General features: G+C 74.1%; 22 protein-coding genes. 14 read left to right on the plus strand and 8 right to left on the minus strand.

What is annotated here, in order from left to right; translation table 11 throughout:
- Positions 1-22 precede the first annotated feature (22 nt).
- Genes KME80_RS21190 through KME80_RS21200 form a run of 3 tightly spaced genes read right to left on the minus strand, consistent with a single transcriptional unit; the run spans position 23 to position 2,657 of the window.
- Positions 23-868 (minus strand): ABC transporter permease subunit, encoded by an 846-nt coding sequence (locus tag KME80_RS21190; protein WP_219507637.1) that lies wholly within the window; start codon positions 866-868, stop codon positions 23-25.
- Positions 865-1,803: an ABC transporter ATP-binding protein gene (locus tag KME80_RS21195; protein WP_219507639.1), complete on the minus strand. Its 939-nt coding sequence runs from the start codon at positions 1,801-1,803 to the stop codon at positions 865-867. Before KME80_RS21195 ends, KME80_RS21190 begins: the two co-directional genes overlap by 4 nt.
- The gene (locus tag KME80_RS21200) at positions 1,800-2,657 is read right to left on the minus strand and encodes a hypothetical protein (protein ID WP_219507640.1); all 858 of its coding nucleotides are present in this window, start codon (positions 2,655-2,657) and stop codon (positions 1,800-1,802) included. The genes KME80_RS21195 and KME80_RS21200 overlap by 4 nt, the downstream gene beginning before the upstream one ends.
- A 171-nt stretch (positions 2,658-2,828) precedes the next feature.
- Here KME80_RS21200 and KME80_RS21205 point away from each other — a divergent pair, with 171 nt between their 5' ends.
- The 5 genes from KME80_RS21205 to KME80_RS21225 are packed head-to-tail and all read left to right on the plus strand — an operon-like array spanning position 2,829 to position 7,711.
- Positions 2,829-3,224, plus strand: a complete 396-nt coding sequence (locus KME80_RS21205) for a GntR family transcriptional regulator (protein WP_246645326.1) — start codon at positions 2,829-2,831, stop codon at positions 3,222-3,224.
- Positions 3,221-4,111, plus strand: a complete 891-nt coding sequence (locus tag KME80_RS21210) for an ABC transporter ATP-binding protein (protein WP_219507641.1) — start codon at positions 3,221-3,223, stop codon at positions 4,109-4,111. The genes KME80_RS21205 and KME80_RS21210 overlap by 4 nt, the downstream gene beginning before the upstream one ends.
- Positions 4,108-5,157, plus strand: a complete 1,050-nt coding sequence (locus KME80_RS21215; RefSeq protein WP_219507642.1) for an ABC-2 membrane transporter-related protein — start codon at positions 4,108-4,110, stop codon at positions 5,155-5,157. The genes KME80_RS21210 and KME80_RS21215 overlap by 4 nt, the downstream gene beginning before the upstream one ends.
- Positions 5,154-6,587: a S41 family peptidase gene (locus KME80_RS21220; protein ID WP_219507643.1), complete on the plus strand. Its 1,434-nt coding sequence runs from the start codon at positions 5,154-5,156 to the stop codon at positions 6,585-6,587. The genes KME80_RS21215 and KME80_RS21220 overlap by 4 nt, the downstream gene beginning before the upstream one ends.
- Positions 6,584-7,711, plus strand: coding sequence for an alpha/beta hydrolase family protein (locus tag KME80_RS21225; protein ID WP_219507644.1), 1,128 nt, complete (start codon positions 6,584-6,586; stop codon positions 7,709-7,711). The genes KME80_RS21220 and KME80_RS21225 overlap by 4 nt, the downstream gene beginning before the upstream one ends.
- Positions 7,712-7,734: 23 nt before the next feature.
- Here KME80_RS21225 and KME80_RS53225 read toward each other — a convergent pair whose 3' ends face one another.
- Positions 7,735-8,427, minus strand: a complete 693-nt coding sequence (locus tag KME80_RS53225) for a helix-turn-helix domain-containing protein (protein WP_219507645.1) — start codon at positions 8,425-8,427, stop codon at positions 7,735-7,737.
- A 147-nt stretch (positions 8,428-8,574) separates the two neighbouring features.
- Here KME80_RS53225 and KME80_RS21235 point away from each other — a divergent pair, with 147 nt between their 5' ends.
- The 3 genes from KME80_RS21235 to KME80_RS21245 are packed head-to-tail and all read left to right on the plus strand — an operon-like array spanning position 8,575 to position 11,485.
- Positions 8,575-9,792 carry a cytochrome P450 gene (locus tag KME80_RS21235; protein WP_219507647.1) on the plus strand — a complete coding sequence of 406 codons (1,218 nt, stop codon included), beginning with the start codon at positions 8,575-8,577 and terminating at the stop codon, positions 9,790-9,792.
- Positions 9,793-9,797: 5 nt separating this feature from the next.
- Complete coding sequence (locus KME80_RS21240; protein ID WP_219507649.1) at positions 9,798-10,730, plus strand: ATP-binding cassette domain-containing protein; 933 nt, start codon at positions 9,798-9,800, stop codon at positions 10,728-10,730.
- Positions 10,727-11,485, plus strand: coding sequence for an ABC transporter permease (locus KME80_RS21245; RefSeq protein WP_219507651.1), 759 nt, complete (start codon positions 10,727-10,729; stop codon positions 11,483-11,485). The genes KME80_RS21240 and KME80_RS21245 overlap by 4 nt, the downstream gene beginning before the upstream one ends.
- Positions 11,486-11,495: 10 nt before the next feature.
- On the opposite strand, the gene KME80_RS21250 is transcribed toward KME80_RS21245, so the two are convergent.
- Complete coding sequence (locus tag KME80_RS21250) at positions 11,496-12,386, minus strand: RNA polymerase sigma-70 factor (RefSeq protein ID WP_219507653.1); 891 nt, start codon at positions 12,384-12,386, stop codon at positions 11,496-11,498.
- Positions 12,387-12,536: 150 nt separating this feature from the next.
- Between KME80_RS21250 and KME80_RS21255 the strand changes: the two genes are divergently transcribed.
- Positions 12,537-13,277, plus strand: coding sequence for an SDR family NAD(P)-dependent oxidoreductase (locus KME80_RS21255; RefSeq protein WP_219507655.1), 741 nt, complete (start codon positions 12,537-12,539; stop codon positions 13,275-13,277).
- Between the two features lie 13 nt (positions 13,278-13,290).
- Here the strand turns inward: KME80_RS21255 and KME80_RS21260 are convergent, their stop codons facing one another.
- Positions 13,291-13,731, minus strand: a complete 441-nt coding sequence (locus KME80_RS21260; RefSeq protein ID WP_219507657.1) for a hypothetical protein — start codon at positions 13,729-13,731, stop codon at positions 13,291-13,293.
- A gap of 160 nt (positions 13,732-13,891) precedes the next feature.
- Here KME80_RS21260 and qcrB point away from each other — a divergent pair, with 160 nt between their 5' ends.
- From qcrB to KME80_RS21275, 3 genes are all read left to right on the plus strand, one after another.
- Positions 13,892-15,496 carry a cytochrome bc1 complex cytochrome b subunit gene (gene qcrB, locus KME80_RS21265; RefSeq protein ID WP_219507659.1) on the plus strand — a complete coding sequence of 535 codons (1,605 nt, stop codon included), beginning with the start codon at positions 13,892-13,894 and terminating at the stop codon, positions 15,494-15,496.
- Between the two features lie 122 nt (positions 15,497-15,618).
- The gene (locus tag KME80_RS21270) at positions 15,619-16,026 is read left to right on the plus strand and encodes a YciI family protein (protein WP_219507661.1); all 408 of its coding nucleotides are present in this window, start codon (positions 15,619-15,621) and stop codon (positions 16,024-16,026) included.
- Positions 16,027-16,032: 6 nt separating this feature from the next.
- Positions 16,033-17,175, plus strand: coding sequence for an RNA polymerase sigma factor (locus tag KME80_RS21275; RefSeq protein WP_219507663.1), 1,143 nt, complete (start codon positions 16,033-16,035; stop codon positions 17,173-17,175).
- Between the two features lie 12 nt (positions 17,176-17,187).
- On the opposite strand, the gene KME80_RS21280 is transcribed toward KME80_RS21275, so the two are convergent.
- Positions 17,188-17,991, minus strand: coding sequence for a class I SAM-dependent methyltransferase (locus KME80_RS21280; RefSeq protein WP_219507664.1), 804 nt, complete (start codon positions 17,989-17,991; stop codon positions 17,188-17,190).
- 47 nt (positions 17,992-18,038) lie between these two features.
- Here KME80_RS21280 and KME80_RS21285 point away from each other — a divergent pair, with 47 nt between their 5' ends.
- On the plus strand, positions 18,039-18,629 hold the full coding sequence (locus KME80_RS21285) for a TetR/AcrR family transcriptional regulator (RefSeq protein WP_219507666.1): 591 nt from the start codon (positions 18,039-18,041) through the stop codon (positions 18,627-18,629).
- On the opposite strand, the gene KME80_RS21290 is transcribed toward KME80_RS21285, so the two are convergent.
- Positions 18,616-19,074: a TipAS antibiotic-recognition domain-containing protein gene (locus KME80_RS21290; protein WP_219507668.1), complete on the minus strand. Its 459-nt coding sequence runs from the start codon at positions 19,072-19,074 to the stop codon at positions 18,616-18,618. The two genes, KME80_RS21285 and KME80_RS21290, sit on opposite strands and share 14 nt — an antisense overlap.
- A 101-nt stretch (positions 19,075-19,175) precedes the next feature.
- Here KME80_RS21290 and KME80_RS21295 point away from each other — a divergent pair, with 101 nt between their 5' ends.
- Positions 19,176-20,096: a coiled-coil domain-containing protein gene (locus tag KME80_RS21295; protein ID WP_219507669.1), complete on the plus strand. Its 921-nt coding sequence runs from the start codon at positions 19,176-19,178 to the stop codon at positions 20,094-20,096.
- Positions 20,097-20,149 lie beyond the last annotated feature (53 nt).

Here is a 20,149-nt window from a genome sequence, read left to right on the forward strand (position 1 = left end):
GCGGGGCGAAGGCCCGTACCAGTCACAGATCCCTGTGCTGGAAGGACACCGCGGTGAGCGCCCACATCATCGCCACCCACGCCGCCGCCCACCCGAGGTAGGCGGCCGAGAGCGGCGCCTCGCCCAGGAACGGGAAGCCGTCGAACTCGGCGCCGAACCGCGCCAGGACCACCGGGTCCTGCAAGGCGTGCATGGCGCCGCGCCACAGCCCGTCGGTGGGCAGCAGCATCCGCGAGACGGCGCCGACGCGCGCGACGCCGTCGTTGCCGAGCGCCTCGCCGATGCCGCCCACCACCCCGGCGACCCAGGTGGCGCCGAACAGCCCCACCGCGACGACGCCGGAGGCCATCGGCGAGACGACCGTGGCCAGCAGCAGGCCCAGCGTGAGCAGCACGACCGTCTGCCCGGCGAGCAGCGCCAGGGCGGTCGCCGGTCGCGGCGGCCAGTAGCCGACCGTCGCCAGGACGACGAGGCACTGCGCCAGCCCGGCGAGCACGACGAAGCCGCTGCCGAACGCGGCCAGGCCCAGCCACTTGCCCAGCAGCACCGCCGAGCGGCGGACCGGCCGGGCCAGCACCGCGAGCGCGATGCCCGACTCGGTCTCGCCCGACAGCGTGGGCCCGGCGAGGAAGGCGGTGCCGAGCGCCGCGATCAGGCTGAGGCCGAACATCACCAGGTTGAGCAGCTGGGAGGCAGCCAGCCTGGCCTGGCCGCTGGTGAGCGTGCCGAGGCCGCTCTCCGCCGCCAGCCGGGAGAACCCCCAGCCGCTCAGCAGGAGCAGCGCGGCCGTGAGCACGACGACGGCCAGCAGCGCGCGCCGCCGGGAGGCCTCGCGCAGGGTGAGCGCGGCGACTGTGAGGACCGTCATGCGGCGTCCTCCTGACCGGCCCGCAGGATGCCGAGCAGGCGCTCCTCCAGGCTGACGCGCGCCGGCTCGACCGCGTGCACGCGCACGCCGAGCGCGACCAGGTCGCGCACCAGCTCAGGGACGGCCGCCTCGTCGTCGCCGGCCGGCAGCGCCACGGTGAACCCGTCGCCGTCCCGCCGCACGTCCCCGGTCGCGGCCAGCCGCGCCTGCGCCTCGGGGGAGAGGTCCGTCAGGCGCAGCCGCAGCTCGCGCCGCCCGAGCAACTCGCCGAGGGTCCCGGACGCGGCGACCCGGCCCCGGTCGAGGATGACGACGCGGTCGCAGACCCGTTCGACCTCGCCGATGAGGTGCGAGTTGAGCAGCACGGCGACGCCGCGCGCCTTCAGCGCCAGGACGATGTCGCGCACGTCGGCGCGGCCGAGCGGGTCCAGCGCGCTGGTCGGCTCGTCCAGGATCACCAGCTCGGGCCGGGCCACCAGGGCGACCGCCAGGCCGAGCCGCTGCTGCATCCCCTTGGAGAAGCCGCCCACGCGGTCGGCGGCGCGCTCGCCCAGCCCGACGAGGGACAGGCAGTCGTGCCGCTCCGGCGCGGGCACGGTGACGCCCGCCAGCCTGACGTGGAGGGCCAGCACCTCGGCCGCGCTCAGCCAGGGCTGGTAGCGGAAGAGCTCCGGCAGGTAGCCGACGCGGGCGCGGGAGGCGGGATCGCCCGCGGGCCGGCCGAGCAGCACCGCCTCGCCCGCGTCGGGGCGGACCAGGCCGAGCAGCATTTTGATCACCGTGGACTTGCCGGCGCCGTTCGGGCCGAGCAGCCCGACCACCTCGCCGCGGCCCACCTCCAGCGACACGTCCTCGACGGCGGGCCGCCTGCCGTAGCGCCTGCGCAGGCCCGAGCACCGCACGGCGGGCGGGCTCGGCGGCGTGCCGCCGGTCATCGGAGGTCCCCGGCGACCGCCAGCACCTCGGCGGCGTCCAGCGCGCCCGCCACGGCGGTCACCACGCCGCCGTCCACCCACACGACGGCCGCCAGCGTCCGGTCGCGGGTGGCGATCACCGTGGCCGGCACCCCGTGCACGCTCGCCCGGGAGGTGGTGAACCGCCCGGCCGGCACGGGCAGCGGCAGGGTGTCCCGCTCCGGGCCGAACGCGCGCAGCAGCGCGGCGGCCTCGTCCGGCAGGCCGGGCAGCGTCAGCAGGTAGTCGCGCACGCTCGCGTACGGGACGCCGGACGACAGCGCGCGGGGCGCGACGGCGCGGCCGACGACGAGGGCGGGCACCCCGGCGGGCTGCGACCAGATCCCGGCCACACCGGGCCCGGCGACCAGGCGCACCCGCTGCCCGTCCAGCCCCGGCGGGGGCGGCGGCAGCGGCTGCCCGGCCTCGGCGGCGGCCTTGCCGGCCCGGTCCGCGGAGAACGTGAACGTCGCGGTCATCTCGCCCACGACCTGGTGGACGGGCTCGCCGGCGACGCCGCGCGGCAGCGTGCGCACCACGGGCACGTCGAGCCCGGTGCGCGCCTTGGCGGCCGCCGCGTCCGGGACCTCGCGCGGCCCGTCGCCGCCGGTCACGACGACGTCGCCGTACGTGCTCAGGTCGGGCAGGGCGACGAGGTCGGCGGCGCCGACACCGACCGGCTCGATCCGCTCGGTCCGGAAGATCGGCACCCAGTCGTTGGCGGCGGCCGTGCCCGCGCCCGCCAGGACGACGGCGACGGCGAGCGCGGCGGCCACGGGGCTGCGCAGGACGGCCCGGACGGCGCGCCGGGGCGGGTGTTCTGTGGGATGACGCATGACGGTTCGGCTCCTTGTCCCCTCGGCCACGGCGTCATCAAAGCAGACGGGTTTGCGGGCGCCGCGCAGCCTGTGTGCGGGTCCTGTGCAGGTCGTGCGCGCTTACGGAGTAGTTAACCCTGGCCATATCTGCAACCATCTAACGTCCTAGAACACTAGATAAATGGAGAAATGGTGATCGAGTTCTACCTGGACGCCAAGTCCGGCCTCGCGCCCTACCAGCAGATCGTCCAGCAGGTACGGCACGCGCTCCGGCTGGGGCTGCTCCACGAAGGCGACCAGCTCCCGACCCTCAAGGAGGTCGTGGCGCAGTTGGCGATCAACGCCAACACCGTCCTCAAGGCGTACCGGGAGCTCGAGCACGAGGGCCTGGTCGCCGCCCGGCCGGGCGTCGGGACGTTCGTGACGGCGACGCTCACCGGCACGTCGCTGGCCGCGCACGGCCCGCTGCGGCTGGAGCTGCGGCACTGGCTGGCCAAGGCGCGCCGAGCCGGGCTCGACGACGAGAGCATCGAGGCCCTCTTCATGACCACATTCAGGACCGCCGCACAGGAGGACATCGCGTGAGTTCCGTCTTGGAGGCCCGCGGGCTGGGCAAGCGATACGGCAGACGCTGGGCGTTACGCGAGTGCACCATCGACATCCCCGACGGACACGTCGTCGGGCTGGTCGGGCCCAACGGAGCCGGCAAGACCACGCTGCTGAAGCTGGCCGGCGGCCAGCTTCAGCCGACGACCGGCGGGCTCTCGGTGCTGGGCGGCCGGCCCGCCGCCGGGCCCGCGCAACTGGCCAAGGTCGGCTTCGTCGCCCAGGACACCCCCGTCTACGCCGGGCTGAGCGTCGCCGAGCACCTGCGGCTGGGCGCCCGGCTCAACACCGGCTGGGACGCCGCGATGGCGCGCGAGCGGATCGCCCGGCTCGGCCTCGACCCCGCCCAGCGCGCCGGCCGGCTGTCCGGCGGCCAGCGCGCCCAGCTCGCCCTCACCCTCGGCCTGGCCAAGCGGCCCGAGCTGCTGATCCTGGACGAGCCGGTCGCCTCGCTCGACCCGCTGGCCCGCCGCGAGTTCCTGCAAGGGCTGATGGAGGCGACGGTCGAGCACGAGCTCAGCGTCGTGCTCTCCTCCCACCTGGTCTCCGACCTGGAACGGACGTGCGACTACCTGATCGTGCTGGTCGACTCCCGGGTCCGGATCGCGGGGGAGGCCGAGCGGCTGCTGGCCACCCACCACCGCCTCACCGGCCCGCGCCGCGACCCCGGCACGCTGCCCGCCGACCAGCACGTCGTCTCCGCCCGGCACACCGACCGGCAGAGCACGTACGTCGTCCGCACCGGCCGGCCGATCCTCGACCCGGCGTGGACGGTCAGCCGGCTCACGCTGGAGGACCTGGTCCTGGCGTACATGGACGATTCCACCGCCGCCGGCCCGCGGCCCGCCCTGGAGGTGCGGCGATGATCTGGCTCACCTGGCGGCAGTTCCGCGGCGCGGCCCTGATGACGTCCGCCCTGCTCGTGGCGCTCGCCGCCGTCCTGGCGCCGACCGGCTCGCGGCTGGCCGCCGACTACGCGGCCGGGCTCGCCGCCTGCGCGCCCGGCGCGGAGTGCCTGCACTTCTACGACCGGTTCTTCGACGCGTACCGGATGCCGTTCCTGGCCGGCACCCTCGTGGTCCTGATCCTGCCCGCTCTCGTCGGCCTCTTCTGGGGGGCGCCGCTGATCACCCGCGAGCTGGAGGCCGGCACCCACCTGCTGGTGTGGAACCAGGGCATCACCCGCAGGCGCTGGCTGGCGGTCAAGCTGGCCCTCACCGGCCTGGTCGCGGCCGCCGCCGCCGGGGTCAGCGGGCTCGCGGTCACCTGGTGGTCGGGCCCGCTCGACCAGTCGGCGCCGGAGGGCTTCGCGCTCATGGACCCGCTGGTGTTCAGCGCGCGCGGCATCCTTCCGCTCGGGTTCGCGGCCTTCGCCTTCGTCCTCGGCGTGAGCATCGGCATGCTCGTCAAGCGGACGCTGCCCGCGATGGCGCTCACGCTGCTCGTCTTCACCGCGGTCCAGGTCGCCATGCCGCTGCTGGTCAGGCCGCACCTGATGCCGCCGGTCACCTCGACGTTCGACCTCGCCCAGGAGAACGTCGACATGTTCGGCGTGCGCCGCGACGGGCTGACCACGGTGACCCTGACCCAGGCGATCCCCGGGCACACGGGGGCGTGGGTGCTGTCGAGCGAGCTCATCGACGGTTCGGGCCGCACGCTGGCCGCGAGCGGTGACGAGGCGGTCGTCCACGGCGTCTCCGTCACGTCCGGGCCCTGCGGGACACAGCAGGCGCGGCAGGGCCCGGGGGCCTGCCTGGCCGAGCTCAGCCGGCTCGGCTACCGGCAGCGGGCCGCCTACCAGCCCCTCGACCGCTTCTGGGCGCTGCAGTGGATGGAGACCGGCATCTACGCGCTGCTCACCGCCGCCCTGACGGGGCTGTCCTTCCGGTGGGTGCGGAGGCGCCTGTCATGACGGCCAGGACAGCGGCCGCCGGGCTCGCCCTGCTCCTGGCCGCCACCGCGTGCACGGCGCCCGCGCCGCCGCGCGGCCAGGGCGGCACGGGCGGCACAGCGGCCGGGACCGCCTGCGAGCGGCCCGCGGGCCCGCCCGCCGCCGAGACGGCCACCACGATCGACGTCATCGAGCAGGCGTACTTCTGCATCCTCGGCTCCTACTACGGCGGCGCCGCCCTGGACGCCCGCTCGCTGCTGACCGCCGGGTTCGCCGCGCTGGCGCGTGAACTCGACCGCCACGGCCGCGACCTGCCCGAAGCCACCATGCCCGCGCTGACCGGCGACCGGAAGGCCGACTGGGCCGCGTTCGAGACCGCCTTCCGGAAGATCACCGGCCAGGTCCCCGGGCTGGGCGACCAGCCGGCCGTCGTCACCCTGGAGGCCATCGTGGCCAGCCTCGGCGACAACCACGCCCGCTGGACGCACGGCCTCGCCCGGCCGCCGGGCCACTACGACGGCGACGGCTACGGCCTGGGCCTCCAGGCGAGCGCCGACGGCCCGCAGGTGCACGGCAACCCAGCCGCCGCCGTGCCCCCGCTGTTCGTCACGGCCGTGCACGGCGGCGCGGCGCGGGCCGCCGGGCTGCGGCCCGGCGACGTGATCGAGTCGATCGACGGATCGGCCCCGTTCATCGGCGGGAAGGCCACGGCCGCGATCGCCGCCCTGTACGAGCCCTACCCCCGGGCCCGGCCGGTCCGGCTGAGCCTGCTGCGGGAGGGCACCGGCCGCCGCTGGAGCGTGACGCTCAGGCCCGGCCTCTACCAGCGGGACCTGGCCGAGCTGCAGGTGGTGCGGTCGAGGCTGCTGAACGACGACGTCGCCTACGTACGGGTGGCCGGGTTCGCGCCCGACTCGGCGAACCGGGCGCTCAGGGCGATCGCGCGGCTGCGCGCGGGCCGGACGCTCGCCGGTGTCGTGCTGGACCTGCGCGGCAACGGCGGCGGCAGCCCGGACGAGGCGGTGCGGCTGGTGAGCGCGTTCGCGCACGGCCAGGTCACCGCCTACCAGTGCGCGGGCGACGGCCGGTGCGAGACGTCGCGCACCGACGACACCGTCGAGCTGGTCGGCCTGCCGCTGGTCGTGCTCGTCGACCGCAGCTGCGCCTCGGCGTGCGAGCACTTCAGCTCCGCCGTCAAGGCCCTGGGCGCGGGGCGGCTGGTCGGCACCAGGACCGCCGGGGTGATCTCCGGCCCGGCGCAGGCGTACCGGCTCGGCAACCACACCACGCTGAGCCTGCCGGGCAAGCGCCATCTCGGGCCGCGCCGCGAGGTGATCGACCGGATCGGCGTGCCGCCCGACCACTACGCGCCCCTGACCCCGCGCGACGCCGCCGCCGGGCGCGATCCCGCGCTGGCGCAGGGCCTGCGCCTGTTGAGGGAGGCCTCATGAGAGCGATCCTGGCGGCGCTCGCCGTCGTCACGCTGGCGACCGCGTGCGGCGCGCCCGCCCCGCCCCGGACGGCCGCCGCCCCGGCCCCGCCGGCCGGTCCCGCCACGCTGCCCGCCCCCACCGGCCCGCACCGGGTCGGCACCAGGACCATGTACGTGGAGGACGACTCCCGCCCCGACCCCTGGGATCCCGACGCCCGGACCCGGCGGCTCAAGGTCACGCTGTGGTACCCGGCCGAGCGGCGGGACGGGGAGCCAGCGCCGTACATGACGCCGAAGGAGTCGGAGCTCAACCTGAAGGGCGGCCGGATCGCGGGCGTCCCGTACGACCTGCTGAGCCGGACGCGGACGCACGCCGTCAAGGACGCCGAGCCGGCGGGGCGCGAGCTGCCGCTGGTGGTGCTGTCGCCCGGCTTCACCAAGCCGGTCAGCCTGCTCACGTCGCTGGCCGAGGACCTGGCCAGCCGGGGGTACGCGGTGGCGGGGATCGACCACACCCACGAGAGCTACGCGACCACGTGGCGGGACGGGACGGTCGCGGAGTGCCTGGCCTGCGACAGCGACACCGACCCCGGCTTCGGCGCCCGCGTGGTGCGCGGCCGGGCGGCCGACGTGTCGTTCGTCCTGGACCGGCTGGCGGACACCGGGCTGGTCGATCCGGGCAGGATCGCGATGGCGGGCCAGTCGATCGGCGGGGCCGCCGCCCTGGCGGCCATGGTGACGGACCCCCGGGTACGCGCCGGGATCGACCTGGACGGCAGCACCTACGCCAGGATCCCCCGGGGCGGGCTCGCGCGGCCGTTCATGTTCGTCGGCACCCCGCAGCACGGGCCCAGCGGCGGCGACGGCTCGTGGGACCGGGACTGGAAGCTGCTGACCGGGTGGAAGCGCCGGCTCGTCGTGGCCGGGGCGGAGCACCAGTCGTTCACCGACGGGCCGGTGCTGACGGCCGCCTTCGGCGTCAAACCCGCCACCGGGATCATGGCGGCGGGGCGCGCCGTGGAGCTCACCCGCACGTACGTGGCGGCCTTCCTCGACCGGCACCTGAGGGGCACGCGGCAGCCGCTGCTGGACGGGCCGTCGCCGCGACACCCCGACGTCACGTTCGGCAAGGAACGCGCCTAGGACCGGACCTGACCAGGCGCCGGTCACGGCAGCAGGTGGCGCCAGCGTTCGGCGGACTCCAGGACGTCGAGGCTGATCCGCTCCAGGAAGGCGCCGCCGTGGGCGAGGCGGCGTCCGACGGGCGTCTCGGGGCCGAAGCTCTCGCCCGCCTGCTTGGCGGTCTCCGCCGCGTGGAGCGTCTGCCACGCGCTGGTCACGATCGCCTGGTACCAGGCGTCGTCGTCGACCACGTAGACGTCGCGGCGGCGTTGCGGATCGCGCTCGCGCCTGATCAGCCCCTGCTGGATCAGGTAGCCGACGGCCAGGGAGACCGAGGCGGGGCTGACCTTGAGCCGGTCGGACAGCCCGGCCGAGGTGAGCCTGCCCTCGTCGCTCAGCCACAGGGCGATGAGGACGCGGGCCATCATCCTGGGCAGCCCCATCGCGACCGCCATCTCGACGACGGTGTCCTCGGCCTGGGCGGCCCGGCCGGCGTCGCCGTCGGCCGATCCGGCGGACCGGGGAGCGGCGTGGGGGCCGCGCCGGGCCCGCCGCTCGGTCGCCCGGTGGGCCTGCTCGGGCCGGTAGGCGGCGGGACCGCCGTTGCGGGCGATCTCCCGGCTGATCGTCGAGGTCGGCCGGTCGAGCCGCCGGGCGATCTCGGCATAGGGCAGCCCCTGGGCGAGCCCGGCCGAGATGCGCTGCCGGTCCCGCTGGGTCAAGCGTCCTCCAGGCATGCCGTCAGTATTGCGTTCGCCGCCATCCATTGCAACAAGTCGGTGCATTCGCCCCCATTGTCATTGCACCAGTTTCACGGCTCTGACCTGTGCAAGTACAATCCGATTGATTGACAGCATTTCCGAACGCAACGTAGCTTTCAATGTATGTCGAACACGTACTATCGCGATGAGCCGGTCGCCCCGTCCCTGGACCGCGCGCCCGGCTGCCCCTTCGATCCCGCCCCCGCGCTCACCGCCCTGCGCGCCGAGCGGCCGATCGCCCGCCTGGCCACGCCCGAGGGCGCGCCCGGCGTGTGGCTGGCCACCGGCTACGGGGCGGTCCGGCAGATCCTCGCCGACCCGCGCTTCAGCTCCCGCTACGAGACCCTGTACCACCCGCTGATGGGCGGGCACCTGCCGCCGGCCCCCGTCGGCGACCTGACCGGCATGGACGCCCCCGAGCACACCCGCTTCCGCAAGCTGCTCACGGGCCGGTTCACCGTCCGCCGGATGAACCTGCTCACCGAACGGGTCACCGAGCTCACCCGCGAGCGGCTCGACGTCATGGAACGGCAGGGGCCGCCCGCCGACCTGCTCGACGTCTTCGCCCGGCCCGTCCCCGCGCTCATGATCTGCGAGCTGCTCGGCGTCCCGTACGAGGACCGCGACCGGTTCCAGGACCAGACGCGGACGCTCGCCGACGCCGGGACGGCGGAGGCCGCCGAGGCCCAGTACACCGCGTTCGCCGAGCTCGGCGTGTACCTGCGGGAGCTCGCGCTCGCCAAGCGCGCCCAGCCGACCGACGACCTCCTCAGCGACCTGGCGCGGGGCGGCGAGCTGGACGACGACGAGCTCGGCGGCGTGGCCGCCTTCCTGCTCAGCGCCGGGCTCGACACCACCGCCAACATGCTCGCGCTCGGCACCTACGCCCTGCTGCGCAACCCCGCGCAGCTCGCCGCCCTGCGCGCCGACCCCGGCCTGATCGGCGGCGCCGTCGAGGAGCTGCTGCGCTACCTGTCCATCGCCGCCCTCGGCATGCGCGGCGTGCGGGAGGACGTCGAGCTCGACGGCGTCCAGCTCAAGGCGGGCGACACGGTCGTCGTCGCGCTCGACGTCGCCAACCGGGACCCGGCCAAGTTCCCCGACCCCGACCTGCTCGACCTGCGCCGCGCCACCGCCGGGCACCTCGCGTTCGGCCACGGCGTGCACCAGTGCCTCGGCCAGCAGCTCGCCCGCGTCGAGATGCGCGTCGCCTTCCCCGCGCTGCTCGCCCGCTTCCCGGGCCTGCGCCTGGCCGTGCCGGAGCACGAGGTGCGGACGCGCACCGACCCCACGCAGGTGCAGGGCGTCATCAGCCTGCCCGTCACCTGGGACCGGAGGTGAGCGCGGTGGCGGACGCCGCCATCTCGGTGACCGGGCTGCGCAAGGCGTACGGGCCGCACCGCGTCCTGGACGGCATCGACCTCACCATCCCGCAGGGCACGATCTTCTCCCTGCTCGGCCCCAACGGCGCGGGCAAGACCACCACGGTGCAGATCCTGTCCACGCTGATCAAGGCCGACGCCGGCGAGATCCGGGTGGCGGGGCACGACCTGGCCGCGGAGCCCGACAAGGTGCGTGCCGCGATCGGCGTCACCGGCCAGTTCTCGGCCGTGGACGGCTTCCTCACCGGCGAGGAGAACCTGCGGCTCATGGCCGACCTGCTCCACCTCGGCCGCGCCCGGGGCCGGGCACGCGCCCGCGACCTGCTGAAGCGCTTCGGCCTCACGGAGGCCGCGGGCAAGCCGGCGGCCACCTACTCGGGCGGCATGCGGCGCAGGCTCGACCTGGCGATGACGATGGTCGGCACGCCCCGGCTCATCTTCCTCGACGAGCCGACCACCGGCCTGGACCCGCGCAGCCGCCGCACGATGTGGCAGATCGTCCGCGACCTGGTCGAGCAGGACGGCGTCACCATCTTCCTGACCACGCAGTACCTGGAGGAGGCCGACGAGCTGGCCGGCCGCATCGCCCTGCTCAGCCAGGGCGGGCTGGTCGCCGAGGGCACTCCGGACGAGCTCAAGCGGCTGGTGCCGGGCGGCCGCGTGGTCGTGCGTTTCGCCGACGCCGACGGCTACCGCAGGGTGGTCCCGCACCTGGGCGCCTCCTCGCGCAACGACGCGACGCTGACCGCACAGATCCCCAACGAGGGCGGCGTCAGGACGCTGAAGAAGCTGCTCGACTGGCTGGACGACCAGGCCGTCGAGGTCGCCGAGCTGACCGTGCACAGCCCGGACCTGGACGACGTCTTCCTCACCCTCACCAAGGAGCCCGCCCGATGAACGCGGTCGTCGACTCGGTCACGATGCTGCGCCGCCAGGTCAAGCACATCTGGCGCTACCCGACGCTGATCATCACGTTCGCGGCCGTGCCCGTGGTGTTCCTGCTGCTGTTCGTCTTCGTCCTGGGCGGGACGATGGGCGTGGGCATCGGCGGCGACCGGGCCGCCTACACCGGCTACCTCACTCCCGGCATCTTGATCATGACGGTCGCGGCGGCCGCGCAGGGGACCGCGATCTCGGTGGCCACCGACATGACCGAAGGCATCATCGCCAGGTTCAAGACGATGGCCATCGCCCGGGTCTCGGTCCTGACCGGGCACGTGCTCGGCGCGATGGTGCAGACGTTCATCGCGATGGCGGTGGTGCTGCTGGCGGCGCTGCTGATCGGCTTCCGTCCGGCCGCCTCGGTGCTGGACTGGCTCGGCGTGGCCGCGGTGCTGGCGATGTTCACCTTCGCGATCACCTGGCTGGCGGTGGCGCTCGCGCTGATGTCCAAGAGCGTCGCCACGGCCAGCAACCTGCCGATGCCGCTGATGATGCTGCCGTTCCTGGGCAGCGGCTTCGTCCCGCCGGAGTCGATGCCGGCCGGGCTGCGCTGGTTCGCCGAGAACCAGCCGTTCACGCCGGTGATCGAGTCCCTGCGCGCGCTGCTGGACGGGCGCGCGCCGGGGGCGAGCCTGGCGCAGGCGGCGGTGTGGAGCGCGGTCATCGCGCTGACCGGCTACCTGCTGGCGCGGCGGCTCTACAACCGCTAGCCCGCGCGGGTCACAGGTGGATGGCGGTCTCGCTCGTCACGCGCGACAGCTTCTCCGGGTTGCGCACGTAGTACAGGCCGGTGACCAGGCCGTGCTCGACCCGTACGGCCAGGACGCCGTCGAGCTCGCCGTCGAGCCGGATCAGCATCGCGGGGCCGCCGTTGACCTGCGCCGGTTCGAGCGACATCGCGGCGCCGAACCTCTTCAGGCCGGTGGCGAAGACGCGGACGACCCGCTCGGCGCCGCGCACGGGCCGCAGCAGCGCCTGCTTGACGCCGCCGCCGTCGCTCAGGACGACGACGTCGGGGGCGAGGATGTCGAGCAGCCCCTGCAGGTCGCCCGTCTCGACCGCGCGCCGGAACGCCTCCAGCGCGCCCCGGATCTCGGCGGGCGAGGCGTCGCCGCGCGGCCGGCGGGCGGCCACGTGGGAGCGGGCCCGGTGGGCGATCTGCCGCACGGCGGCCGCGCTCTTGCCCACGGCGTCGGCGATCTCGTCGTAACCCACGTCGAACACCTCGCGCAGCACGAACACCGCCCGCTCGGTCGGCGTGAGCGTCTCCAGCACCAGCAGCATCGCCATCGACACGCTGTCGGCCAGCTCCACGTCCTCGGCCACGTCGGGCGCGGTCAGCAGCGGCTCGGGCAGCCACGGCCCGACGTAGGACTCCTTGCGCCGGCCCAGGGCGCGCAGCCGCATCAGCGCCTGCCGGGTGGTGATCTTGACCAGGTAGGCGCGCGGGTCCTGCACGACCCCGAGGTCGACGCCCGCCCAGCGCATCCAGGTCTCCTGCAGCACGTCCTCGGCGTCGGCGGCGGAGCCGAGCATCTCGTACGCGACCGTGAACAGCAGGTTGCGGTGGGCGACGAACGCCTCGGTGGCGGGATCCGCGCCGCTGGACATGAGTGCTCCTGACTGGTCGTGCGCCATCGGTTTCGTGCACAAGATGCCACTTCCCCCGAATCTGTGACATCTCGACGTCACAAAGGCCGGGTCACCGGCATCTTCATGGCCGACCGAATGAACGACCCGCACATGACATGGGGAGTGGACATGGCAGTCCGTACGACGTCGGCGCTGATCACCGGGGGCAACAAGGGGCTGGGCCTGGAGGCCGCCCGGCGGCTCGGCGAGCTGGGGTGGACGATCTTTCTCGGCTCGCGTGACGAGGGCCGGGGGCGGGAGGCGGCCGGCAAGCTGGCCGCAGGCGGCGCGCACGTGGTCCTGGTGCCGCTGGACGTGACGTCGGAGGAGTCGGTGGCCGCCGCCGTCACGCTCGTCCGGGAGCACACCGACCGGCTGGACGTGCTGATCAACAACGCCGGCGCGTCCGGCAGGGGCGTCCCGCCCGCCGACGCGACGGCGGAGGAGATCCACGCCGTCTACGACACGAACGTGTACGGGCCGGTCAGGGTCACGCACGCGTTCCTGCCCCTGCTGCGGGAGGCCGAGTGCCCGCGGGTGGTGATGGTGTCGAGCGGCGCCGGCTCCTTCGCGGTGATCACCGACCCGGACCAGCCCTCCGCGTCGATGCACGAGCTCGCCTACGCCTCGTCCAAGGCCGCGCTGAACATGCTCACCGTCCGTTACGCGCAGGCGCTCCCGGAGATCAAGTTCAACGCCATCACGCCCGGCGAGGTCGTGAACCGCACCTACGCCGCCACCGACATGAACCACCACACCGGGACGCTGACCGTCACCGAGGGCACCGACTCGATCGTCAGGCTCGCGACGATCGGCGCGGACGGGCCGACCGGGACCTTCAGCGACCGGCTCGGCCCGATCTCGTGGTGAGGACCGCCCCCGATCACCAGGGGCGGAGCTCGGTGAACAGCCGCAGCGTGACCGTCCTCGGCAGGCACCAGGCGGGCAGCCGCAGGTTCCGCGAGGAGAACACGGTCTCCAGGACGATCTTCACGTAGGGCCGCTCACCGGGGATCTCCGCGCACATGACCGTGACGGGGGAGCGCACCGCCTGGCTGCCGAAGCGCAGCCAGGCGTGCCCGTCGCGGTCGAGCTCGGCCGACTCCCAGCGCAGCACCGGCGGCTCGGCCCGGTGCGAGGGCAGGGGCAGCTCCAGCGCGAAGCCCGCCAGGGCGGCGTCGGGCCGCAGGTAGAAGGCGCCGTCGAGGCGCGTGGGCGCGAACAGGAGCCGGGGCCCCTTCAGGCCGCGCGCCGTCAGCTTCGCCTCGGTCGCCTCCAGGACGATGTGCCACGAGCCGGGGCCGGTGTGTGAAGGGATCGCCATGGCTCACCTCGCCGTGTCTCGAACGTGCGTCAGTCGCCCATAAGACGCCGCAGGCGCGCCGATTGTGACATCGGGCCACCCCGTGCGACGTCGCCGATGTCACATTTCCTGGCCCTGCGGCGTCTTAGTGGTGAACGCGGACAGAAGGGAAGTAGCACGCATGGAAACGGTCCCCGGCGGCGTCGCCCGGACATCGTCGTTCCTCGACGAACGCCTGGGAGCGGCCCGCTTCCTGAACCGCAACCTGCGCAAGATCTTCCCCGACCACTGGTCCTTCCTGCTGGGCGAGATCGCGCTCTACTCCTTCGTCATCCTGCTGCTCACCGGCACGTTCCTGACGTTCTGGTTCAAGCCGAGCATGAGCCACGTGGTCTACGACGGCGTGTACGCCCCGCTGAAGGGCGTGCAGATGTCGGAGGCGTACGCCTCCACTCTGAAGATCAGCTTCGAGGTGCGCGGCGGGCTGCTCATCCGGCAGATCCACCACTGGTCCGCCCTGCTGTTCATCGGCGGCATGATGGTCCACGCGCTGCGCGTGTTCTTCACCGGCGCCTACCGCAAGCCGCGCGAGCTCACCTGGGTCATCGGCGTCACGATGCTCGCGCTGGCCCTGCTGGAGGGCCTGACGGGCTACTCGCTCCCCGACGACCTGCTGTCGGGCGCCGGCCTGCGGGTGACCCAGGGCGTGCTCATGTCGCTGCCGGTGGTCGGCACGTACGCGACCTTCCTGCTGTTCGGCGGCGAGTATCCGGGCGAGGACGTCGTCTCCCGCTTCTACGCGCTGCACATCCTGCTCATCCCGGGCATCCTGCTGGCGCTCGTCTCGGTGCACCTGGTGCTGATGTGGGTGCAGAAGCACACCCAGATGCCGGGCAAGGGCCGCACCCGCAAGAACGTCGTGGGCGCCCCGCTCTACCCGTCGTTCATGGCCAAGACCGGCGCGTTCTTCCTGTTCACGCTGGGCTCGGTGGCCGGGCTCGCCAGCTTCGCCCAGATCAACCCCGTGTGGCTGTACGGGCCCTACACCCCGGCCGACATCTCGGCCGGCTCCCAGCCCGACTTCTACCTGGGCTTCCTGGAGGGCGCGCTGCGCCTGATGCCCGCCTGGGAGGTCAACCTGTTCGGCACCGGCCAGGCGGGCACGGTGCCGCTGAGCGTCGTCGTCCCGGCGCTGGTGCCGCTCGGCCTCGTGCTCACGGGCATGGTGCTCTACCCGTTCCTGGAACGCTGGATCACCGGCGACCAGCGCGAGCACCACGTCCTCGACCGGCCGCGCAACAACCCGCACCGCACCGCGATCGGCATGACCACCGTCGTCTTCTACGGCGTGCTGTGGCTGCTGGGGGCCAACGACGAGCTCTCCGCCACCTTCCACATCAGCCTGAACACCACCACCTACGCCGGTCGCGTGCTGGTGATCGCCGGGCCCGTGCTCGCGTACGTCATCACGTACCGGATCTGCCTGGGCCTGCAGCGCTCCGACGCCGAGCTCGTCGGGCACGGCCTGCCGACCGGCGTGATCAAGCGGCTGCCCGGCGGCGCGTTCACCGAGGTGCACGCGCCGCTGGCCGAGGACATGGAGGCGCACCTGCGCGGCAAGGAGCCCGTGCCGATGCTCGCCGACGCCGCCCCCGCCGCCTCCGAGGTCCCGCCCGCCCAGCTGCGCGGCCCGCTCGGCCGGCTGCGCGCCCGCATGTCGCTCGCGTACGGCGGGGAGAAGGTCGCCCTGGACGAGGAGGAGCACGAGCGGACGCTCACGCGCTGAGGTCGAGGGCGTCCCGTACGGCGGGCGGCGATCGAGGGCAGGATGACACCGATGGGAAGGAACTCATGAACCCACGGGCGACCTCGGCACACCTTGAGGCCGCCCGCCTGAAGGAGAACACAATGGCCAAGTACCTGCTGCTCAAGCACTACCGGGGCGCGCCGGCCGCGGTCAACGACGTGCCGATGGACCGGTGGACGCCCGAGGAGCTGGCGGCCCACGTGCAGTACATGCGGGACTTCGCCGACCGGCTGGTGGAGTCCGGCGAGTACGTCGACAGCCGGGCGCTCTCGCCGGAGGGCACGTTCGTCCGCTACGACGGGGAGGGCCGGCCGCCGGTCACCGACGGCCCGTTCGCCGAGACCAAGGACCTGATCGCCGGCTGGATGCTCATCGACGTCGAGAGCTACGACCGGGCGCTCGAACTGGCCGCCGAGCTGTCGGCGGCCCCGGGCGCGGGCGGCGAGCCGGTCCGCGAGTGGCTGGAGGTCCGCCCGCTGCTGAGCGACGCGCCGGCCGACGCGGAGTGACGGGCGGTGGACGACTCCCTGCTGCGGATCCTCACCCCCGAGGTGATCGGCGTCCTCGTCCGTCGCGGAGCCGACTTCGCCGGGGCCGAGGACGCCGTGCAGGAGTCGCTGGCCGAGGCCGTGCGCGTGTGGCCGGACGACCCGCCGCGCGACCCCAAGGGCTGGCTGATCACCGTGGCGTGGCGCCGGTTCCTCGACGCCGCCCGCGCCGACGCCTCCCGGCGGCACCGCGAGGCGCGCGTCGAGGAGGAGCCGCCGCCGGTTCCCGGCCCGGCGGTGGACGACACGCTCCAGCTCTACTTCCTGTGCGCGCACCCGTCGCTGACGCCCGCCTCGGCGGTGGCGCTCACGCTGCGCGCGGTGGGCGGCCTGACGACGCGGCAGATCGCCCGGGCGTACCTGGTGCCGGAGGCGACGATGGCCCAGCGGATCAGCCGGGCCAAGCGGATCGTCTCGGGGGTCCGGTTCGACCGGCCGGGCGACCTCGCGACCGTGCTGCGGGTGCTCTACCTGGTGTTCAACGAGGGCTACTCGGGTGAGGTCGACCTGGCCGCCGAGGCGATCCGGCTCACCCGCCGGCTCGCGGCCATGACCAGGCACGAGGAGGTCGCGGGGCTGCTCGCGCTCATGCTGCTGCACCACGCGCGGCGCCCGGCGCGCACGGCCGCCGACGGCAACCTGGTGCCGCTCGCCGAGCAGGACCGCGGCCTGTGGGACACCCGCCTGATCGCCGAGGGCGTCGACATCCTCCAGGCGGCGCTGGCCCGGGACCGCCTGGGCGAGTTCCAGGCCCAGGCGGCCATCGCCGCGCTGCACGCCGACGCCAGGACGGCCGAGGAGACCGACTGGGTGCAGATCGTCGAGTGGTACGACGAGCTCGTGCGGCTCACCGGCAGCCCGGTGGCGCGGCTCAACCGGGCGGTCGCCCTGGGCGAGGCCGACGGCCCCCGGGCAGGGCTGGCGGCCCTGGCGGAGCTGGACCCGGCCCTGCCGCGCCACACCGCCGCCGCCGCGTATCTGCACGAGCGGGCGGGCGACCTGGTGACGGCGGCACGGCTCTACGCGGAGGCCGCCGGTGAGGCGCCGAACCCGGCCGAGCGCGACCACCTGACCCGCCAGGCCGCCCGGCTGCGGGAGAGGGCCGGATAGCCGCCCTTCACGTCACGGGCGACGCCGCGCGGTGACCACGACCGCGGCGTACCCCATCGTGAAGGCGCCCCCCAAGGCGTCGACGGCGGCGCCGACGCCCGCCAGGACGTCGCGGAGCTTGCCGGGCGGGAGCTGGTTGTGGCCGCCGAACGTCGGAACCTGTTCCAGCCACTCGTCCCGGGTGTAGCGCCGTTCCCAGTCGAAGCGCCACCGCTCCGGCTCGTCGAACGCGTCCGCCTTCCGGATGCCGTCCTCGGCCCTGTCCAGCAGTGCGGTGTACGTCTCCACGTCGGGCACCGTACGGCTGAAGATCGGCAGCTCGGGCAGCACCCTGCGGTAGACCTCCGCGCAGGCTTCCGCGAAGTCGGCCGGAGGCTGGAACGCGTTCCAGAACAGCGCCAGCCGGCCGCCGGGCCGCAGCGCCTCCGCGGCCCTGGCGGCGCCCGCGACCGGGTCCACCCAGTGCCAGGCCTGCCCGGAGACGACCGCGTCGAAGGTCCGGCCGGCGCGGTCCCAGGTCTCGAAGGCCGCCACCTCGGTCTCGACCCCGGTGCGGCGGGCGAAGGCGGCCATCCGCTCGTCGGGCTCGACGCCGAGCACCCGGCAGCCCGCCTCCTGGAACTGCCGGGCCTCGATCCCGGTGCCGCTGCCGACGTCGAGCAGGTCGGCTCCGGGACTGCTCGCGACGATCCGCTCGATCAGGGCGCCGGGATAGCGGGGGCGGGTCCGGTCGTAGAGGGTCGCGTCCGCGCCGAACCCCTCGGCGACCTGCCGGGCATGATGGGGCTCGGAGGCCCCCAACGGTATAGTGGGCATGCGCCCACCATAGTGGGCAACTGCCCACTAGACAAGGGGGACGCACGATGCCGACCGGTGTGGCCATTCGCGACGTGCGCGATCAGCTGTTCGACGCGGCCGAGCGCATCCTGCTCCGCGACGGGCCCAACGCGCTGACCAGCCGGGCGGTGACCACCGAGGCGGGCTGCGCCAAGGGCGTCCTGCACCGGCACTTCGCCGACTTCGACGCCTTCCTCGCCGAGTTCGTGCTCGACCGCGTCCACCGGATGGCCCCGCAGATCACCGCCCTGCGCGAGGCCGCGGGCACCGGGACCGTCGCCGGCAACCTCACGGCCGCGCTGTCGGCCCTGTTCGAGTCGGTCGCGGTGGCGATCGTCGCGCTCGTCGTCTTCCGCGACGAGCTGCGCGCCCGGCTGCGCGAGACGTGGCCCGTCGGCATCCCGGTCCTGACGGAGGCCGCGACCATGCTGGCCGCCTACCTCGCCGCCGAACGCGAGCTGGGCCGCGTCGCCGCCGACGCCGACGTCGACACGCTCGGCGCCACCCTGATCGGCGCCGGCCACCTGCTCTACGCCGACCGCACCGGCGCCCGGCCCGAGCCGGACGCCGTGCACCGGATGGTGACCACGGTCGTCGGCGGCGTCACCCGCGGCTGAACCGCTCGGCGTTGGCGCGGATCGCCTCACGCAGCCACTCGGCCGCGCCCGGCCGCGTGCCGGCCTCGATGCCCGCCCGGAAGCGCGGGTCGTCCACGTACAGCTCGCCCTTCAGCACGTGGAAGTCGTGCGTGGTGTCGTAGAACCAGCGCGAGATGTGCTGCCGCTGCGCCTCGGCCACGTCCATGGCCGCCTCGCCGGCCGGGTCGGCGCCGGCGTCCATCAGCTCGCGGATGCGCGCCTCGATCGCCGCGTTGTCGCTCTTGATCCGCTCCCAGTCCTCCTTGCCGTAGGTCGCGACCCGCTTCGCCGACTGCGCGTACGCCTCGGAGTCGCCCCACCGCTGCTCGACCTCGTCCAGGTACTCCTCTTCCCGGTCGGCCCACTCGCCCCAGACCTCACGCTTCTCCTCGGCGGTGAGGGGGGACGTCATCTTCTTCGCCATGCCGGTGACCGTACGGACTCACGTCACGTGAGAGTCAAGCCGTCGTGTGACCGAATTTCTGATTTTCAATTTCTGGAAAACAGAAATGCTAGAGTGCGCCAATGACCGCCCCGGACGACGCCGTCACCGTGACCCCGTGCAAGCAGTGCGGAGCGGCGATCGAGCAGAAGCGGGGCCGGGGCCGGCCCAAGGAATACTGTCCGGGCCGCGACTGCCAGGCCACGGCCAAGCGCGAGCGGGAGCTGCGGCGGGCCACACCGGGCTTGGAAGGGGCGCTGGCCAGGGCCGAGCAGCTCTACGAGCGGATGGAGAGCGGGCTCGCGGCGGCCATCGAGCCGCTGGCGCGGGCGCTGGCCGAGGAGCTGAGCCCCGCCGGGGTCGAGGCCCGGCTCAGCGCCGTGCAGGCGGAGGCCTACACGCGGGTGGCGATCGCGCGCACCGAGCGCGAGCAGGCCTTCGAGCAGGTACGACTGGCCCGCGAGGCCACCGAGCACGCCCGGCGGCAGACGGCCGACATGCGGGTGCGGCTGGAGGAGGCCGAGGCCGAGCGTGACACCGCGCTGGCCGACGCCGAACGGGCCAGGGAGCAGGCGCTCGCCGCGCTGCGGGAGGCGGCCAGCACCGAGCGGCAGGCGTTGCAGGCCGCGGAGGAGGCGGGGCGGCGCGCGGAGGCGGCCGAGCGGCGGGCCGAGGAGGCGGCGCGGCACGTCGAGCTGGTCGAGCGGGCCAGGGATCAGGCCGTTCAGGAGCTGGCCGAGCGCGTCGAGGCGGCCCAGGCGCGCACCGAGGAGGCCCGCGCGCAGGCCGTACAGGCCGCCGAGGAGGCCGAGCGGGCGCGGCGGGAGAGCGAGCGCGCCCGGGAGGAGACGGCGGCGGCCGGGCGCGAGCGTGACCAGGTGCTGCTCGACCTGCGGCTGGAGCGGGCGCGGCTGGAGGACCTGCGGGCCGAGCTGGAGGCGTCCCGGGCGGAGGCCGAGCGGCTGCGCGAACGCGCGGTGGCGGCGGAGCTGCGCAACCGCTGACCACAGCGAATGGCACGGCACGTACCGTATTGACACGAGCAGAACGCCGCCCG

The organism is Nonomuraea ceibae (assembly GCF_019396325.1).
GTDB lineage: Bacteria > Actinomycetota > Actinomycetes > Streptosporangiales > Streptosporangiaceae > Nonomuraea > Nonomuraea ceibae.

What these genes read in the sequence shown, in the direction of transcription:
- KME80_RS21225 (WP_219507644.1), top strand. Translation starts at nt 6,584, where the DNA reads ATGAGAGCGATCCTGGCGGCGCTCGCCGTCGTCACGCTGGCGACCGCG.
- KME80_RS21220 (WP_219507643.1), top strand. Translation starts at nt 5,154, where the DNA reads ATGACGGCCAGGACAGCGGCCGCCGGGCTCGCCCTGCTCCTGGCCGCC.
- KME80_RS21285 (WP_219507666.1), top strand. Translation starts at nt 18,039, where the DNA reads ATGCCGACCGGTGTGGCCATTCGCGACGTGCGCGATCAGCTGTTCGAC.
- KME80_RS21235 (WP_219507647.1), top strand. Translation starts at nt 8,575, where the DNA reads ATGTCGAACACGTACTATCGCGATGAGCCGGTCGCCCCGTCCCTGGAC.
- KME80_RS53225 (WP_219507645.1), bottom strand. Translation starts at nt 8,427, where the DNA reads ATGCCTGGAGGACGCTTGACCCAGCGGGACCGGCAGCGCATCTCGGCC.
- KME80_RS21290 (WP_219507668.1), bottom strand. Translation starts at nt 19,074, where the DNA reads ATGGCGAAGAAGATGACGTCCCCCCTCACCGCCGAGGAGAAGCGTGAG.
- KME80_RS21250 (WP_219507653.1), bottom strand. Translation starts at nt 12,386, where the DNA reads ATGTCCAGCGGCGCGGATCCCGCCACCGAGGCGTTCGTCGCCCACCGC.
- KME80_RS21280 (WP_219507664.1), bottom strand. Translation starts at nt 17,991, where the DNA reads ATGCCCACTATACCGTTGGGGGCCTCCGAGCCCCATCATGCCCGGCAG.
- KME80_RS21245 (WP_219507651.1), top strand. Translation starts at nt 10,727, where the DNA reads ATGAACGCGGTCGTCGACTCGGTCACGATGCTGCGCCGCCAGGTCAAG.
- KME80_RS21195 (WP_219507639.1), bottom strand. Translation starts at nt 1,803, where the DNA reads ATGACCGGCGGCACGCCGCCGAGCCCGCCCGCCGTGCGGTGCTCGGGC.
- KME80_RS21255 (WP_219507655.1), top strand. Translation starts at nt 12,537, where the DNA reads ATGGCAGTCCGTACGACGTCGGCGCTGATCACCGGGGGCAACAAGGGG.
- KME80_RS21215 (WP_219507642.1), top strand. Translation starts at nt 4,108, where the DNA reads ATGATCTGGCTCACCTGGCGGCAGTTCCGCGGCGCGGCCCTGATGACG.
- qcrB (WP_219507659.1), top strand. Translation starts at nt 13,892, where the DNA reads ATGGAAACGGTCCCCGGCGGCGTCGCCCGGACATCGTCGTTCCTCGAC.
- KME80_RS21295 (WP_219507669.1), top strand. Translation starts at nt 19,176, where the DNA reads ATGACCGCCCCGGACGACGCCGTCACCGTGACCCCGTGCAAGCAGTGC.
- KME80_RS21205 (WP_246645326.1), top strand. Translation starts at nt 2,829, where the DNA reads ATGGTGATCGAGTTCTACCTGGACGCCAAGTCCGGCCTCGCGCCCTAC.
- KME80_RS21270 (WP_219507661.1), top strand. Translation starts at nt 15,619, where the DNA reads ATGGCCAAGTACCTGCTGCTCAAGCACTACCGGGGCGCGCCGGCCGCG.
- KME80_RS21260 (WP_219507657.1), bottom strand. Translation starts at nt 13,731, where the DNA reads ATGGCGATCCCTTCACACACCGGCCCCGGCTCGTGGCACATCGTCCTG.
- KME80_RS21190 (WP_219507637.1), bottom strand. Translation starts at nt 868, where the DNA reads ATGACGGTCCTCACAGTCGCCGCGCTCACCCTGCGCGAGGCCTCCCGG.
- KME80_RS21200 (WP_219507640.1), bottom strand. Translation starts at nt 2,657, where the DNA reads ATGCGTCATCCCACAGAACACCCGCCCCGGCGCGCCGTCCGGGCCGTC.